This window comes from Paenibacillus germinis (genome assembly GCF_013141785.1).
Classification (GTDB): Bacteria; Bacillota; Bacilli; order Paenibacillales; family NBRC-103111; genus Paenibacillus_E; species Paenibacillus_E phytorum.
In genome coordinates this window covers 570,391-586,103 of sequence record NZ_WHOC01000019.1, presented here as the reverse complement: position 1 = coordinate 586,103, position 15,713 = coordinate 570,391, and the positions used below count along the sequence as shown (strand labels likewise).

General features: G+C 42.1%; 14 protein-coding genes. 12 read left to right on the top strand and 2 right to left on the bottom strand.

Going from position 1 to position 15,713, the window contains the following annotated elements:
* Window positions 1–63 precede the first annotated feature (63 nt).
* Complete coding sequence (locus GC102_RS05110) at window positions 64–1,029, bottom strand: hypothetical protein (protein ID WP_171688454.1); 966 nt, start codon at window positions 1,027–1,029, stop codon at window positions 64–66.
* A gap of 89 nt (window positions 1,030–1,118) precedes the next feature.
* On the opposite strand from GC102_RS05110, the gene GC102_RS05105 reads away from it, so the two are divergent.
* The gene (locus tag GC102_RS05105) at window positions 1,119–2,270 is read left to right on the top strand and encodes a class I SAM-dependent methyltransferase (RefSeq protein WP_171688453.1); all 1,152 of its coding nucleotides are present in this window, start codon (window positions 1,119–1,121) and stop codon (window positions 2,268–2,270) included.
* Window positions 2,271–2,315: 45 nt separating this feature from the next.
* Here GC102_RS05105 and GC102_RS05100 read toward each other — a convergent pair whose 3' ends face one another.
* Complete coding sequence (locus tag GC102_RS05100) at window positions 2,316–2,546, bottom strand: DUF2626 domain-containing protein (RefSeq protein WP_029196536.1); 231 nt, start codon at window positions 2,544–2,546, stop codon at window positions 2,316–2,318.
* A gap of 351 nt (window positions 2,547–2,897) precedes the next feature.
* Here GC102_RS05100 and GC102_RS05095 point away from each other — a divergent pair, with 351 nt between their 5' ends.
* The 11 genes from GC102_RS05095 to GC102_RS05045 all read left to right on the top strand — a co-directional run bounded on the left by GC102_RS05095 (window position 2,898) and on the right by GC102_RS05045 (window position 15,691).
* Complete coding sequence (locus GC102_RS05095) at window positions 2,898–3,551, top strand: RsfA family transcriptional regulator (protein WP_171648365.1); 654 nt, start codon at window positions 2,898–2,900, stop codon at window positions 3,549–3,551.
* A gap of 105 nt (window positions 3,552–3,656) precedes the next feature.
* Window positions 3,657–4,604, top strand: coding sequence for a ketopantoate reductase family protein (locus tag GC102_RS05090; protein ID WP_171688452.1), 948 nt, complete (start codon window positions 3,657–3,659; stop codon window positions 4,602–4,604).
* Between the two features lie 14 nt (window positions 4,605–4,618).
* Window positions 4,619–5,020, top strand: a complete 402-nt coding sequence (locus GC102_RS05085) for a DUF3397 domain-containing protein (RefSeq protein ID WP_171688451.1) — start codon at window positions 4,619–4,621, stop codon at window positions 5,018–5,020.
* 416 nt (window positions 5,021–5,436) lie between these two features.
* Complete coding sequence (locus GC102_RS05080; protein WP_171688450.1) at window positions 5,437–7,116, top strand: peptide ABC transporter substrate-binding protein; 1,680 nt, start codon at window positions 5,437–5,439, stop codon at window positions 7,114–7,116.
* Between the two features lie 104 nt (window positions 7,117–7,220).
* Window positions 7,221–8,153, top strand: a complete 933-nt coding sequence (locus GC102_RS05075) for an ABC transporter permease (protein ID WP_171688449.1) — start codon at window positions 7,221–7,223, stop codon at window positions 8,151–8,153.
* Between the two features lie 3 nt (window positions 8,154–8,156).
* Window positions 8,157–9,089 (top strand): ABC transporter permease, encoded by a 933-nt coding sequence (locus tag GC102_RS05070; protein ID WP_171688448.1) that lies wholly within the window; start codon window positions 8,157–8,159, stop codon window positions 9,087–9,089.
* Window positions 9,090–9,102: 13 nt separating this feature from the next.
* Complete coding sequence (locus GC102_RS05065) at window positions 9,103–10,140, top strand: ABC transporter ATP-binding protein (RefSeq protein ID WP_281367623.1); 1,038 nt, start codon at window positions 9,103–9,105, stop codon at window positions 10,138–10,140.
* On the top strand, window positions 10,133–11,095 hold the full coding sequence (locus tag GC102_RS05060) for an ABC transporter ATP-binding protein (RefSeq protein ID WP_171688447.1): 963 nt from the start codon (window positions 10,133–10,135) through the stop codon (window positions 11,093–11,095). The genes GC102_RS05065 and GC102_RS05060 overlap by 8 nt, the downstream gene beginning before the upstream one ends.
* 144 nt (window positions 11,096–11,239) lie before the next feature.
* Window positions 11,240–12,874 (top strand): bacillithiol biosynthesis cysteine-adding enzyme BshC, encoded by a 1,635-nt coding sequence (bshC, locus tag GC102_RS05055; protein ID WP_171688446.1) that lies wholly within the window; start codon window positions 11,240–11,242, stop codon window positions 12,872–12,874.
* Window positions 12,875–12,886: 12 nt separating this feature from the next.
* Complete coding sequence (locus GC102_RS05050) at window positions 12,887–14,149, top strand: adenosylhomocysteinase (protein ID WP_047672343.1); 1,263 nt, start codon at window positions 12,887–12,889, stop codon at window positions 14,147–14,149.
* 372 nt (window positions 14,150–14,521) lie between these two features.
* Window positions 14,522–15,691: a DUF4349 domain-containing protein gene (locus GC102_RS05045; RefSeq protein ID WP_171688445.1), complete on the top strand. Its 1,170-nt coding sequence runs from the start codon at window positions 14,522–14,524 to the stop codon at window positions 15,689–15,691.
* Window positions 15,692–15,713 lie beyond the last annotated feature (22 nt).

The following is a 15,713-nucleotide window of genomic DNA, read 5'->3' as shown; positions in this document are numbered from 1 at the left end:
CTATTAAATGAAGCACAAAAAAATACTTACCTCTGGGGAAGAGGTAAGTATTTTGCCTTATATCTATTTTTTTGCCGGTGTAATTAATTTAAGGATTTCATCGAAGCTTTTAACGTTTTTCGGTATTTCTTTCGTTAACGGAGAAGCTTGATTGATAGCGTCGTAGGTTTGGTGAAGAAGGATATGGTTATCCTGTGCTTTGCCATCAACTGTTACTGTGAATCCTACATCAATTGTTTGGTCACGAATAAAGCCAGTATCATCAATGGCGACTACCATTTTACCCGGAGCTTTGAGCTGTAAGTTATTTGCTTGATTTTTTTTGAGTTGTTCGGCTTTATCGGCTGTAAGGAATCCATTACTTTGTAAGTACCCAAAAAACTCTGGAAGTTTTGTTTGCATCAGGGTATTCAATTCTTTTTCATTTTTACTGGTGAGTTCGACGCTAATGGATTTGGCGGAAGAGCCGTCTTTCAGCTTAACCGGTTCCTTAGCTTCTTTATACCATTTTGGATCAATCCCGCTAAATATAAGATTACCAAGTGTCGTTGACAATTGAGAAGTATTTTTCAAGGCGTCTACGGTTAAGGGACTAGTACTGTTCTGACTCATTTTTTGTAGATCGATTGCATAGTACTCGTCAGGTGTTTTATTTAATGCTGGCATATTAAAATACAATTTGCTATCTTTAATGAGAATTGGAATCTCAAAAGGGGATGTAGAGCCCTTAGGTGTTATTTTCAAGTCCGTCTGGAACTGAAGTGGCTCCACATTGCTAATGCCCTTCCAATCGATTGTGCTTTCTCTGACCAAAGATAACAGCCCGTTAGTTAAAGGGTTGGACGATTTCATCAATCCATCGCTTATGGCTAATGTTGTGCTCCCATCGAAGGTGTAAGATTTCATCTCTTTTTGTTTATTTAGTGATTGTTCGAGTGCTTCTTTGACCTTCGTGTTGTCTGTACAAGCTGTCAACGATATTAGGCTGATCGCCGTTACCGCTGTTAAGGTAATCCACTTCTTTGACATGCTTTTCTGTCTCTCCTTCCATAAATCCTTCTTCATTATAATGGTTTCCTTATGTTTTGTCTTTAAGTAAAGAATTGGAGGGTTCTTCATTGAATCATCAGCTCGGACACCCAAGTGTTGTGACAGCCTTAAAAGAGGCCATTCAGTCAGCAGATTTTCAAGCCATCACCTTCAGAGACTATATGGAAATTTGTCTTTACAGCGAACCGTATGGGTATTATCGCAATGAGAGGCCGAAAATCGGTAAACAGGGAGATTTCTATACAAGTTCCTCCATTGGTTCAGTGATGGGGGAAATGGTAGCATCATTTATTTGTAAGCAGCTGAATATTGAAAGTCCTCATACAGAACCCGTTCATGTCGTTGAATGGGGAGGGGGTAACGGGCGAATGGCTCTTCATATATTGGGCGAAATAAAGCGAAATGAACCCGCCGTTTATGCTCGTTTAACCTATACAATCATTGAATCAAGTGCTTACCATCGTCAGCAGCAGCGATCAATGCTTGAAGGGTATGACCAAGTTATTCAATTCACAAGTGAAGCAGAATGGTTGGCTCAGACGCCGGAGGATCAGATTTATGTTCTTGCGAATGAACTATTGGATGCTTTCCCAATCCACCGAATTCGCTATAAAGATTTGCTTTTTCAGGAGTCCTATGTGAAATGGCAAGAGGAGGAGCAAATTTTTCAAGAAATTTGGCGTCCTATTAGCTCGCAACGTATATTAGATTTTCTAGAACGTTCCAAAGTTCAATGGTTGGATGGTCAAATAGGGGAGATAAACCTTGAAGCTGAGAGTTGGGTCTCACGTGTAGCTGAACGGATCCGAACCGGGAGCTGCATGATCATTGATTATGGCGATACAGCAGAAGAACTATTCGCTCCTCACCGCTATAATGGAACATTAATGTGCTATCGCAAACATCAAGCTCAGGATGACCCCTTCATCCACCAGGGTGAGCAGGATATGACATCGCATGTTAATTTCACTTCTTGCCAATTAGCTGCGAGGCAGAGTGGATTTACTGACTGCCAACTTCAGACACAAAGGGAGTTTCTGGTGGAGCAAGGGATATTACAAAGGCTTCAAGACCACTATGATACGAACCCTTTCAGTGAAGTGTCCAAGCGGAACCGCTCAATTAGGCAGTTACTCCTAAGCGATCAAATGAGTGAGCTGTTCAAAGTGTTCGTCGCAAGTAAGCATTCTCGTATCAATGAAAAAAAGGTGAACCGCTGAGAAACAGTCGGTTCACCTTTTTGCTTGTTGTTATTGTTGTGGGGTTTAGACAGACATTTTGAAAAATGACCAATACGTAAATCCGCTGAAGGAAATAATCATATATCCCCAGAACAACAATATGTAAGTTCGTTCTGACAAGCGCATATAGCCTAGAATGACGAATACGGCAGTTTGAAAAAAGAAAATCAGAGACATAGGTATCATATCGCCAGCTAAGCTCATTAGTGCGATAACAAGTGTCCAAAAACCTAGAACCCGAAACATGCGATCCATTCTCGTAACATCCCCCTCTCATACCACGTTGCACTTTAACTACAACACATTATACCGTTTGAAATGAGCGGTGTAAACCGTCAAACGGTGACGAAATTGAAAACATTTCATCAGATAGTAGTAGTATGCCTTTTTATCGGGATCCCATGTATGAGTGACAAAAAATTTGGCAATACCATTTAGTATCAAATAGATTCTATGAACTCTAGTATGGGCATAGAAATAATAATAATGGCACGAATCAATTTATCCCTGCTCTCTACGAATTGATTCTTTATTATGATGCATCCCCAATAGGTGAGACTTTGTCTACGCCAAAGATCCCTATATTATGTTAGGAGGTTTGACCATATGTCAGCAATTAGACAAGATGCTTGGAGCGATGAAGACGACTTAATCTTAGCGGAAGTGACACTGCGTCACATACGAGAGGGAAGTACACAATTATCTGCATTCGAAGAGGTTGGAGAGCGCATAGGGCGTACAGCAGCAGCATGTGGATTTCGATGGAACAGTTTTGTAAGGAAAAAATATGAAGCGGCCATTCAGATTGCTAAAGCGCAGCGCCAGAAGAGAACTCAGCTCAAAAAGCATGCGGCCGTCTCGATTTCTGGTTCTTCTTCCATTGGATTGCTGGATGGACCTGAGTTGTCTACGGGCAAAGTAGAGACATTCACGGAAGAGACATTATCAATTGATGCTGTGATCCGGTTTCTAAGACAATGGAGAAACACGTACCAAGATATGAATCGTCATATTAAAAATTTGGAAAAAGAGCTGCAAGACAAAGAGGACGAACTAGATAGACTTGGCAGAGAAAACAACAAGTTGAATAAACAAGTTAATGAGGTTGAGACGGATTATCGTGTTGTGAATGATGATTATAAAGCATTGATTCAAATTATGGATCGTGCTAGGAAAATGGCCTTCCTTGTTGAAGAAGAGGAAGAGGAGAAGCCACGGTTCAAGATGGATGCGAATGGTAACCTGGAAAGAGTAGAATGAGTTTCCGTCGGTCCTTACATATAGAAGCTTCAGAACAAGGAGAGCCCTTGGACTGGGGCTTTTTTGTTGTATAATGGGAATTGTATGTAAAGGGGGGGACATGAGATGCGCATTATGATTATAGGTGCAGGCTCCTTAGGACTGCTATTTGCTGCTAAGTTGTCTGCTTTTTGTGAACATATGACTGTCATTGCAAGAACGATAGAACAAGCAGATAAGCTAGATCAGAAGGGGATCGAGTTGGTTGGAACTGCAGAAGCAATTAGGACTACTCATGGTGGGGTCATAGATTTCCGCTATTATATAGAAGAGGCAGAAACGGCTAAATCGTCTTTACATCATTTTGATTACATATTTCTCATGGTCAAACAGCCTGCAATTACACAAGAACTAATCAACAATTTGAAGTCTCTAATGTCAAAAGACACCTACTTAATAAGTTTCCAGAATGGAATAGGGCACGAAGAGAGGTTAAGTGAGGAGTTGGGGCGGGATCGCTTGCTGCTCGCTGTGACGACGGAAGGGGCTAGACGAGAGGGCTTAACGGCGGTTACTCACACAGGCCATGGTATCAGTTATATAGGAACATCTGAAGATTCTGATCATTTTGTAGATTCAATACATATTTTGTTAGTTGAGATGCTTGAGAAGGCAGGATTTCATACAAAGATGTCGAAGAACATGGATGTAAGGATTTGGAGCAAGCTGACGATAAATGCAGTAATTAATCCGCTTACAGCAATTTTACGTGTAAAGAACGGAGATCTGCTGCTTTCACCCTGGACGCGCTCACTCATGAATGACCTTTATCAAGAAACTCGTATGGTGGCGACCGCCAAGGGGATTTTACTGCCTGATGAGCTATGGGACACGCTGCTTAGCGTCTGTGAAGCCACTAGCTTAAACCATTCATCTATGCTTCAGGATATTGAACAGTCCCGACGAACCGAGATTGATCATATTAACGGAAGCCTAGTAAAAATGGCAAAAGAATTAAAACTTGAGATTCCGACTCACCAAACCGTGTACCAATTAGTGAAAGCCCTAGAATAAGTAGGTGATTCTTAATGATGAATGTGCTAGCCAGTTGGATATCTACGATATATGCGGTCTTAGCAGTGGCGCCGTTTATTACGTTTATCCTTATGTGGTTTCTAGTCTTTGTTTTTCTTAGAGATAAGAAGATGACAACAAGACTTACCATGGACGTGACGACGTTATTTCTGCTAGGCTCTGTTTCTTTGATGTGGAATCAATTATTTCATACGAATTTTGGTTTCTGGCTAATTGCGCTCGTGCTGCTCATCGCTTTTGGGATCATCGGTGGTTATCAGACGCATTTGAAGGGGAAAACCGAATTATTAAAGGTAAGCAGGGTAGTATGGAGACTTAGTTTTCTGGGTCTATCAGCTCTTTACATCCTGCTGTTTTTCCTGCATATCGGGAAAAATTATATATTTTCTACCTAGGCAACACAATTTTGTGGAAATAATGTGAATAAATTAATTTTTAGCATATGTTTGTAATATTTATTTGAGAATTGTAGAAAATAACAATGAAATCCGTCTAGATTTTATTGACCGATGGTTGTATAATTAGAAACCGTAAAGGACCTTTTTCTTCATATTATTTTAACATGGGTGAATTAAAATTTTATCAAAGGTGAATTAAAGTAAAATTAGTTCTGGACAAAGCATAGTAATATGTTATAATTCCTTGCGTAGAGTCTAGTAAATTTTTTTACCAGAGGTTCGAGTCAGATATACTGACATGTGTGAAGCGGTTTCATTTATTTTTGGGTACAAGGTGTAAGGTTCATGTTAGTGAAACTATCAAAACACCTAACCATAGATGTTTAGATACATATTTTAAAGGAGGAGTTTATATGAAAGCGACGAAATGGGTTTCTACAGCAGTAGCATTAACGCTTATGGGTAGTGTGGCAATAGGTTGTGCCAAAAAAGAGGAACCATCTGCATCTCCTACTGGGGATACTAAAGGTACAGCTGCTCCTGCCTCTAACAAACCGCAAGAAATTAAAATCAACTTTACAGCAGAGCCACCTGTTATGGATAACTCCAAAGCAACAGCTAATGCTGCTTTCACATTCTTAAGCGCATTTAACGAAGGTCTTTATCGTACTGACAAAGACGGCAAAGCGACTCCTGGACTTGCAAAAGATGCTCCTAAAATTTCTGCTGATGGACTAACGTATACGATCGACATTCGTGACAACGCGAACTGGTCGGATGGTCAGCCAGTTAAAGCACAAGATTTCGTTTATTCCTTCAAACGTACATTAGATCCAGCTACTAAAGGGCAATATAGTTTTATCGTTGCTTGGATCAAAGGCGGAGAAGCTGTAACGAAAGCTAAAACTCCTGAAGATGTGAAAAAAGCTCAAGATGCTCTTGGCGTAAAAGCAATCAGCGATAAACAACTTGAAATTAAACTTGAAAAACCAGTTGCTTTCTTCACTCAATTGCTTGCTTTCGCAACTTTCTTCCCGCAAAGAGAAGATTTCGTTACTAAAGCTGGTGACAAATATGGCGCTGAAGTTGACAAAGTTATTGGTGCTGGTCCGTTTACTTTAAGCAAATGGGATCATGGTCAAACACTTGAACTTGTTAAAAACGAAAAATATTGGGATGCTGCTAACGTTAAGCTTTCAAAAGCTACGATCAACATCGTTAAAGATACAAACACAGGACTTAACCTATATGAAACAGATGCAGCTGATTTGGCTGAAATCAATCGCGATCAGCTAAAACTTTATGCAGGTAAACCGGACAACGTGCCTAAGCCTGAGTTGACTAACTCTTACATCATGTACCAAACGAAAAAAGTTCCAGCACTGGCTAACAAGAAAATCCGTCAAGCTTTAGGTATGGCAATTGATCGCCAAGCTTATGTTGATACAGTTCTTGCTAACGGTTCTGTAGCATCCACAGGTTTAGTTCCTGGAGGTACTTCTGATGGTGCTGGTGGCGAATTCCGTAAAACTGCTGGCGAAACTCAACCGAAGTTCGATGCAGCCAAAGCGAAACAATTGCTTGCTGAAGGTCTGAAAGAAGCTGGCTTGACAGCTCTTCCAAAAATGAAAGTAAACGCTGATGATACGGAAACTGCGAAAAAATCACTTGAGTTCATCCTTGCGCAATGGAAACAAAACCTTGGATACGAAGCAGAAGCGAACCCAGTTCCACATGCACTTCGTATCGAGTTGTCTTCCAAAAAAGACTTCGAAATGGTTCTTTCCCTATGGGGCGCAGATTACAACGATCCAATGACGTTCTTGGATATGTGGGTAACTGGCGGAGAGTTTGATGAAGGCGACTACAGCAACACGCAATATGATGCTTTAGTTAAGCAAGCTCAAACAGAAACAGATGCTACCAAGCGTTCCAAAGCATTGGTTGAAGCTGAGAAAATCTTGATGGATGATCAAGGTGTAACACCACTTTACTTCCGTACTCGCGCTTACTTGAAAAAACCGACAGTTAACGGTTTGATTCTTCCATCATTCGGCCAAGAATGGGAACTGAAATGGGTTACTATTAAGTAATCTATGTTTTATACTAAGTTGTAACAAGAAGGGGCCGTTCGCACCTCGTGGGAGCGGCCTCTTCTAAATTTCTAAGCAGTTAATTTTAATAAAGGAGGAGCAATATGGTTAAGTTCATTCTTCGCCGTTTCTTATATGCGCTTATTACGTTATGGCTTATTGCATCATTTACATTCGTATTGATGAAAAACTTACCAGGTAATCCACTAGGAGAAGGCTCTGAACGGATTCCTAAAGCGACGAAAGAGATGCTGATGAAGCAATACGGTTTAGATAAGCCATTATGGGAACAGTACCTGACTTTCATGAACAATATCATCCATGGCGATCTAGGAGCTTCCTATCAATTCCCTGCTCACAAAGTTACTGATATTATCAAACAAGCATTTCCTTCTTCACTAGAACTTGGGTTGATCTCAATTGTTATTGCTATAGTTGTAGGTCTTGCTTTAGGAATTATTGCCTCTTTGAAGCATAATAAAGCAGGCGATTACACAGCAATGTTTATTGCGATTCTGGGTGTATCTATCCCATCATTTGTTCTTGGTCCATTGCTTTCATATTATATCGGCGTTAAATGGGGCATTCTCCCTGCAGGATTATGGAAAGGTCCAAGTTATCGTATTTTACCATCGCTTGCGCTGTCATTTGGAACCATTGCTATCTTGGCACGTTTGATGCGTACATCCATGTTGGACGTTCTGAATCAAGATTACATTAAGACAGCTAAATCCAAAGGTTTAACCAATTTTACAGTTGTTGTTAAGCATACGATAAGAAATGCTATTTTACCGGTTATCACAATAATAGGTCCAATATTTGTAAACGTCATCACTGGAACGCTAGTTGTTGAACAAATTTTCTCTGTGCCAGGTTTGGGTAAACACTTTGTAACATCGGTTTATTCTAATGACTACACAATGATTTCTGGATTAACCATTTTCTACTCAAGTATTCTTATCTTAGTAATATTTATCACAGACGTAGTGTATGGCTTTGTAGACCCTAGAATTCGTCTTGGGAAAGGCGGGAAATAATCAATGCAAACTCCAAATCAATCAACAGAGAATAACTACAAGTTTGCTCCCGTTTCAAATAAATCTTTAACTGGCGAAAAAATTGTTAGACCTTCGCTCAATTATTGGCAGGACGCTTGGAGACGACTTAAGAAAAATAGACTGGCTATGGCTGGCTTAATTATATTGGTTGCTTTGATCGTGTTTGCGATTATTGTGCCTTTTGTTTCAAGCTACGATTATCAGACGCAAAACTTAAAAGTAAAAAATGTGGGGCCAAGTGGAGAACACTGGTTCGGTACAGACGACTTCGGCCGCGATTTGTGGACCCGTGTATGGTGGGGAACACGTATCTCATTATTCATTGGGATTATCGCAGCTATAATTGATTTAGTTATTGGTGTTATTTATGGTGGTATTTCTGCCTACTATGGCGGGAAAGTCGATGAAGTGATGCAGCGTACGATTGAAATCGTATATGCGATTCCTTTCTTGCTAATCGCCATTCTACTCATTATGGTTATCGGTTCTGGTATTCCATCTATTATTTTGGCTATGGCCATAACGGGATGGGTACCAATGGCACGGTTGGTGCGTGGTCAAATGCTAACGTTGAAAGAGCAAGAGTTTGTGCTTGCATCTCGTACACTTGGTGCATCTCCAATGAGAATTATTATGCGCAGCTTGATTCCTAATGCGTTAGGTATCATCATCGTGCAAATTACATTTGTTGTCCCGGCTGCTATCTTTACTGAAGCGTTCCTTAGCTTCATTGGTCTTGGTGTTAAACCGCCGCTCGCATCGCTGGGTAACTTGCTATCTGACGGCGCCAACTATATCCGGTTATATCCGCATCGCCTTATTTTCCCGACTATTATTTTCAGCTTAATTTTGTTAAGCTTCAATTTACTCGGCGACGGGCTTCGTGATGCGCTTGATCCAAAAATGCGCAAGTAAGAAGGGGTGAATAATGATGAGCACCAATAACAATTTACTTGAAGTAAAAGATTTGAGAGTTTCTTTCCGGACATATGCGGGGGAAGTTCAAGCTGTTCGCGGCGTATCTTTTTCTTTGAAAAAAGGTGAAGTGTTGGCGATTGTAGGTGAATCCGGCTGCGGTAAGTCCGTTACGGCACAAACGCTCATGCGTTTAATTCCTACTCCGCCTAGCTATATAAAAAGCGGTTCTATCATGTTTGACGGGAAATTGGATATTACCAAGCTTTCCAACAAACAAATGGAGAAAATTCGTGGATCCGAAATGGGTATGATTTTCCAGGATCCGATGACTTCTTTGAATCCGACGATGAAAGTCGGCGATCAAATCACAGAAGGTTTGATCAAGCATGAAGGCTTAAGCAAAAAGGCTGCAACAGAGAAAGCAATTGAAATTCTCAAGCTTGTAGGGATTAATTCCCCAGAAGGCCGAATTCATCAATATCCGCATGAGCTCTCCGGTGGTATGCGTCAGCGTGTTATGATTGCAATCGCACTTGCTTGTTCGCCTAAGCTCCTTATCGCAGATGAGCCAACAACAGCTCTTGATGTGACGATCCAGGCGCAAATCATTGATTTGATGAAGACGATCTCTGTTAAAACGGACTCATCTATTATCTTAATTACGCATGACCTTGGTGTCGTGGCTGATATGGCTCAACGTGTTGTCGTTATGTACGCTGGGAAAATTATTGAGCAAGGTACAGTAGATGAAATTTTCTACGAGCCGCAGCATCCATATACATGGGGCTTGCTTCGTTCGGTGCCGCGTTTGGATACGAATAGTAATGAAGAGCTTGTACCTATTCCAGGTACGCCACCAGATCTATTCGCACCTCCAAAAGGGTGTGCTTTTGCAGCCAGATGTCCATATGCTATGAATCATTGTTTGGAAGAAGATCCAGAGCATACGTCGCTTTCTGAGACACACAGTGCCGCTTGCTGGTTGCTGCACCCAGATGCACCGAAGGTTGAACGTCCTGTAGGAGTGGGGGGTCATCAACATGTCTAAATCTAATCAACCGATCTTACAAATTCGTAACATGAAGAAGCATTTTAATCTTGGCAACGGTAAAATATTGAAAGCTGTTGACAATTTCTCTATAGAAATTAACCGGGGTGAAACATTTGGTCTCGTAGGGGAATCCGGATGTGGGAAATCGACAGCGGGTAGAACGATTATCAAGCTTTATGATGCAACAGAAGGTGAAGTTATTTTCGACGGTGAAGATGTTCATAAGTTGAAGGGGAAGAAGCTGAAAGACTTTAATCGGAATATGCAAATGGTATTCCAAGATCCTTACGCTTCTTTGAACCCTCGTATGACGGTTGGAAATATCATTGCTGAAGGTATTGATATTCATGGTTTGTACAAAGGTCCTAAACGTAAAGAACGCGTGATGGAATTGCTTCGCGCCGTTGGTTTGAACGATGAGCATGCCAACCGTTTCCCGCATGAATTTTCTGGTGGTCAGCGTCAACGTATCGGGATTGCCCGTGCGCTAGCGATTGAGCCGAAATTTATTATTGCGGATGAGCCGATCTCTGCATTGGACGTTTCCGTACAAGCACAGGTTGTTAACTTGTTCAAGAGATTACAGAAGGAAATGGGCTTGACTTACTTGTTTATCGCGCATGATTTGGCGATGGTTAAGCATATTTCTGATCGTATCGGTGTTATGTACCTGGGTAACCTCGTTGAGGTGACGACGTCTGATGCTCTTTACGCGAAGCCGCTTCATCCTTACACACAGTCGTTGCTTTCTGCGATTCCGATCCCAGATCCGGAAATTGAGCGTACACGTGAGCGCATCATTCTTCAAGGTGATGTACCAAGTCCGCTTAATCCGCCTAGTGGATGTCCGTTCCGTACGCGCTGTCCGCAAGCAATGCCGCAGTGTGCGGAGTCGATGCCACCATCAAAAGAAGTGGAACCAAATCACTTCGTAGCTTGTCATTTGTATTAAGATTGTTCAGCCGCCCCCGTTGGGGGCGGCTTTTTAATGTTCAATTGTAATTATTAAAAATACAGTTTTGACGATTGCGAACCTTACGTGTACAATCAAAGAATAGTCGTTTTATTTGGTATGAAGAGGAGACACTAGTCGCATATGCAAATGGAAACTTTTCATTGGAAGAAAAATCAGAAGTTAGCGGAAGATTACATAGCTCAGACAGATAAAGCTAAAGCTTTATTTCCTTACCACTTCGGAAACTTGGAGGACTGGCGGTCCCGGGTTCAATGGTTAGACGAAGTAAAGACTTCACCGCAAGTTGATCGAAGGCGCTTGGTGCAAGTCTTGGAAAAATATAACGAGAGAATAGGAAATACACAGGCTGCATTTGATCATATCTCGTCACTGGCTGATAAGGATACACTTGCGATTGTGGGGGGCCAGCAAGCCGGGTTGTTTGGCGGTTCTCTGCTTGTTCTGTACAAAGCCATAAGCATTGTTCAACTGGCTCGTGAATGGAGTGGGAAATTACAACGTCCGGTTGTGCCGATTTTTTGGATCGCCGGTGAGGATCATGACTTCGATGAAGTGAACCATACTTATACGTTATCGAATGCTCAGCAAATTGAGAAAATCAAGGTTGATCATCCGACAGGACGACGTACATCCGTCAGTAGGCTGCCTCTTGAACCTGAAGCATGGAAAGAGGCATTGGCGGCGTTAGATCAATCCCTGATGGATACAGAGTTTAAAGCTTCGCTATTCGCTAAGCTGGAGGTAACAACAGAGGATGGGGCAACATTATCCGATGCTTTTGCTCGCTGGATGGCTATCCTCTTTGGGGAATACGGGCTTGTTCTTATAGACTCCGATGAACCTTCCTTACGAGCTTTGGAATCGTCCATGTTTGAGAAGCTAATCCTTCAGAATGAAGCATACTCGGGATCGTTACAGAAGAGTCAGGATGAAGCCCAGCAAGCGGGATATGAGAGTCAAGCTGAAATAAGCAGCGACGGAGCTAATTTGTTTATATTTGCAGATGGACAGCGGCTGCTCTTGCATCGTGAAGGTGAACTATTTACAGATAAGAAGAAGGACCACAGTTATACTAAACAGCAGCTTCAAGATTTAGCATTAACAACACCTGAGAATTTGAGCAACAACGTGATGTCGCGGCCTCTAATGCAAGAATTTCTATTCCCTGTTCTCGCTACTGTGTTAGGACCTGGTGAGATTGCTTATTGGTCGCTGACGAAGCATGCGTTCGAACAGTTTGGCATGAAAATGCCGATCATTGCACCGCGCATGGAGTTTACTTTGATCGAGGGTACAGTTCAGAAGCAAATGAACAAATATGGTTTTACATTTGAGGACGTGCTTGAGCGCTTTGAGAACAAGAAGCAAGAATGGCTGGATGCGCAAGATACATTGCAATTAAATGAGCGGTTCGATGCTATAAAATCGGAATTCAGTGTGAACTACGCACCTCTTGTGGAATCTCTAGCTGCGATCAACCCCGGGGTTAAAAAGCTGGGAGAAACAAATTTGGTGAAAATCCTCGAGCAAATCGAATTCTTACGTAATAAAGCAGGAGAAGCATATAAGACGCAATTCGATGCGGCGTTGCGACAATTAGAACGCATAAGACTAACGATATTACCGTTCGCCAAGCCGCAAGAAAGAGTGTATAATGGGTGTGCTTATATGAATCGGTATGGGAATGAATGGCTTCGAGATTTAATTGAGACGCCGATTCCTGTTGACGGTTTGCATCGTATTTATTATTTGTAGGAGGAAACGAACATGACAACTGTAGAAAAGAGTATTGTTGCTGATATAACCCTAGCACCGGAAGGTCATTTGAAAATTGATTGGGTCCAGGCGCACATGCCTGTTTTGAATCGTATTCGTGAGCAATTTGAGAAGGAACAGCCTTTTAAAGGATTGAAAGTGGCTATTTCCTTGCATTTAGAAGCGAAAACAGCTTATTTAGCCAAAGTAGTAAAAGCCGGTGGAGCTGAAGTAACGATTACGGGCAGCAATCCGCTATCTACACAAGATGACGTTTGTGCAGCACTTGTTGAGGATGGTATCACTGTTTTTGCGAAATACAATCCGAGTCCGGAAGAATATAAAGAGCTACTGATTAAAGCGCTCGAAACGAAGCCTGACCTGATCATTGATGATGGTGGCGATTTGGTTTCTATTCTTCATTCTGAACGTAAAGATTTGGCTGTACAAGTTCGCGGCGGAGCTGAAGAAACAACAACTGGTATTCTTCGTCTGAAAGCGATGGAGAAAGAAGGTAAACTTGAATTCCCAATGGTCGCAGTTAACGATGCTTTCTGTAAATACTTGTTCGATAATCGTTATGGTACGGGTCAATCCGTTTGGGATGGCATCAACCGAACAACCAACTTGGTTGTAGCTGGTAAAACAGTTGTTGTTGTTGGTTATGGCTGGTGTGGTAAAGGTGTGGCAATGCGTGCTAAAGGTTTGGGCGCGAATGTAATCGTGACAGAAATTGATGCAATTAAAGGTGTCGAAGCCTACATGGATGGCTTTGCTGTAATGCCAATGCTGGAAGCGGCGAAATTGGGCGATTTCTTCGTAACGGTTACGGGTAATCGTGATGTGATCCGCGGAGAGCACTACAAAGTAATGAAAGATGGCGCGATTCTATCGAATGCAGGCCACTTTGACGTTGAAGTAAACAAACCGGAACTTGAAGCAATGTCTTCTTCTAAGCGTACAGTAAGACGCAATATTGAAGAATACCAACTGACGGACGGTCGTAAAGTATACATACTTGCTGAAGGACGTCTGGTTAACTTAGCAGCAGGCGATGGTCATCCGGCTGAAATTATGGATATGACATTTGCGCTGCAAGCTATGTCACTTAAATATGTAAATGATGAGTACAAGAAATTAGGCAAAACTGTTGTCAATGTACCTTATGTGCTGGATGAGCAAGTTGCTCGATTCAAGTTGGAATCTCTTGGTACTAGTATTGACTCGTTGACAGAAGAGCAGAAGATGTACCTGGATAGCTGGGCGGAGCATTAAGATTTTAGGGAGCTTTTGAGAACCCTCAAAAGCCTTGAAGAGCCTTTCAGACCACTTTTAAAGTGGACTGGAAGGCTTTTTACTTTTTTCGCAGCGATTGCGGTACAAAGGATTTGCTATTGGCTGCGGTGTGGCAAATAGGCTCAGAAACCGAGTTTTCGCTAGGTGGCTGCTGAGATGAGCTCGAAAGTGGCGCGTAAATGCGTGAGAAGCTCTGCGAGGTCCCTCGACAGAATCTTCTTGAGTGTTCAATATAGGGTTGAATTTATCAAGTAATTATTTGTTGAATTGACTCAGTGACTTGCAACCTTTCCAACTTAACCCCCGTTTATAGGGTGTATAACCTATATTTGGTAGCGAGGGGATGGCAAGATGGGGGTCATTAAAAGCAAAGAGAACGGTAGGTTCATGCACAGCAGTATTGCGGCTAATAAAACAAAAAGGAATAGGCTAGTACGGAAAATTTCTTTCCTGCTAGCGACGTGTATGCTAGTAATTAGTATATTATCAGGCTGTAGCGCTGCAAAGGACGAGTCGTCAGCATCATCATCGAAAGAAATGAAAATGGCTGCGACAAGCGACACTTTGAAGGCAGAATCTGCAAAGTCAATTGACGCTAAGTCCGCGGCTCCTGCTGCAGCTGCTGGAGGGAAAACAAGCAGCGCAGATGCCTCATCCAAAGGGAAAGAGGGAACGGCAGAAATAGCGCCTACTGACGTAAAAAACGCGCCGATCACGGTCATGCCAGCAACGGGAAGCGATGAAGCAGCGGGGTTTAATCGTAAGTTAATCTACCGTGCTAACTTGGTTATGCCTGTAGAGGACTACAGCAAAGCTCAGACAGCCCTCCGTGACCTGGTAGCGCTTAGTGGGGCTTACATTCTGCAATTCTCGGAGAATGCAAATACGGGGGAACGGGGCGGGACATATACAATCAAAGTCGCAGCAAACGGGTTTGTCTCCTTGCTAGATGGCTTAGAGAAGATGAGTCCATCACTTCAAAGGAACGTACAGGGACAAGACGTGACGGAGGAGTATGTGGATCTTAATTCACGCCTCAAAGCAAAACAAATGGTTGAAACGAGATTATTAGGCTTTATGGAGAAGGCTTCAAAAACAGATGAGCTGCTTGCTTTCTCAAACGAACTATCCAAGGTACAAGAAGCGATTGAACAGATAAAAGGTCGGATAAGGTATTTGGATCAAAATGTCTCGTTCTCGACGATTGAGCTTCGTATGTACCAGCAAACGGGTAATAAGCCGCTGCTATCTGATCCTCATAAGTTAACACTAGAGGATCGCATTCAAAAAGCATGGAATTCTAGCCTAAATGTACTAGTTGCTGTTATGCAAGGTATTCTCGTTTTCCTTGCAGCTGCATTTCCGATTCTCATCATTGGCCTATTGATTGGCGTACCGATCTGGGTATTCAGACGCAAAAGAAATAAACAACTGCAAGAGATGCGATTACAACTCAAAGATCAAAATGCTTCTTTAAACGCACTTGAAGATGAGAAACAAGGAACAAAAGACGCAGAATAGACCTAAAATTGAAAATAATTTT

What these genes read in the sequence shown, in the direction of transcription:
- GC102_RS05110 (WP_171688454.1), bottom strand. Translation starts at nt 1,029, where the DNA reads ATGTCAAAGAAGTGGATTACCTTAACAGCGGTAACGGCGATCAGCCTA.
- GC102_RS05100 (WP_029196536.1), bottom strand. Translation starts at nt 2,546, where the DNA reads ATGGATCGCATGTTTCGGGTTCTAGGTTTTTGGACACTTGTTATCGCA.
- GC102_RS05095 (WP_171648365.1), top strand. Translation starts at nt 2,898, where the DNA reads ATGTCAGCAATTAGACAAGATGCTTGGAGCGATGAAGACGACTTAATC.
- GC102_RS05090 (WP_171688452.1), top strand. Translation starts at nt 3,657, where the DNA reads ATGCGCATTATGATTATAGGTGCAGGCTCCTTAGGACTGCTATTTGCT.
- GC102_RS05085 (WP_171688451.1), top strand. Translation starts at nt 4,619, where the DNA reads ATGATGAATGTGCTAGCCAGTTGGATATCTACGATATATGCGGTCTTA.
- GC102_RS05080 (WP_171688450.1), top strand. Translation starts at nt 5,437, where the DNA reads ATGAAAGCGACGAAATGGGTTTCTACAGCAGTAGCATTAACGCTTATG.
- GC102_RS05075 (WP_171688449.1), top strand. Translation starts at nt 7,221, where the DNA reads ATGGTTAAGTTCATTCTTCGCCGTTTCTTATATGCGCTTATTACGTTA.
- GC102_RS05070 (WP_171688448.1), top strand. Translation starts at nt 8,157, where the DNA reads ATGCAAACTCCAAATCAATCAACAGAGAATAACTACAAGTTTGCTCCC.
- GC102_RS05065 (WP_281367623.1), top strand. Translation starts at nt 9,103, where the DNA reads ATGATGAGCACCAATAACAATTTACTTGAAGTAAAAGATTTGAGAGTT.
- GC102_RS05060 (WP_171688447.1), top strand. Translation starts at nt 10,133, where the DNA reads ATGTCTAAATCTAATCAACCGATCTTACAAATTCGTAACATGAAGAAG.
- bshC (WP_171688446.1), top strand. Translation starts at nt 11,240, where the DNA reads ATGCAAATGGAAACTTTTCATTGGAAGAAAAATCAGAAGTTAGCGGAA.
- GC102_RS05050 (WP_047672343.1), top strand. Translation starts at nt 12,887, where the DNA reads ATGACAACTGTAGAAAAGAGTATTGTTGCTGATATAACCCTAGCACCG.
- GC102_RS05045 (WP_171688445.1), top strand. Translation starts at nt 14,522, where the DNA reads ATGGGGGTCATTAAAAGCAAAGAGAACGGTAGGTTCATGCACAGCAGT.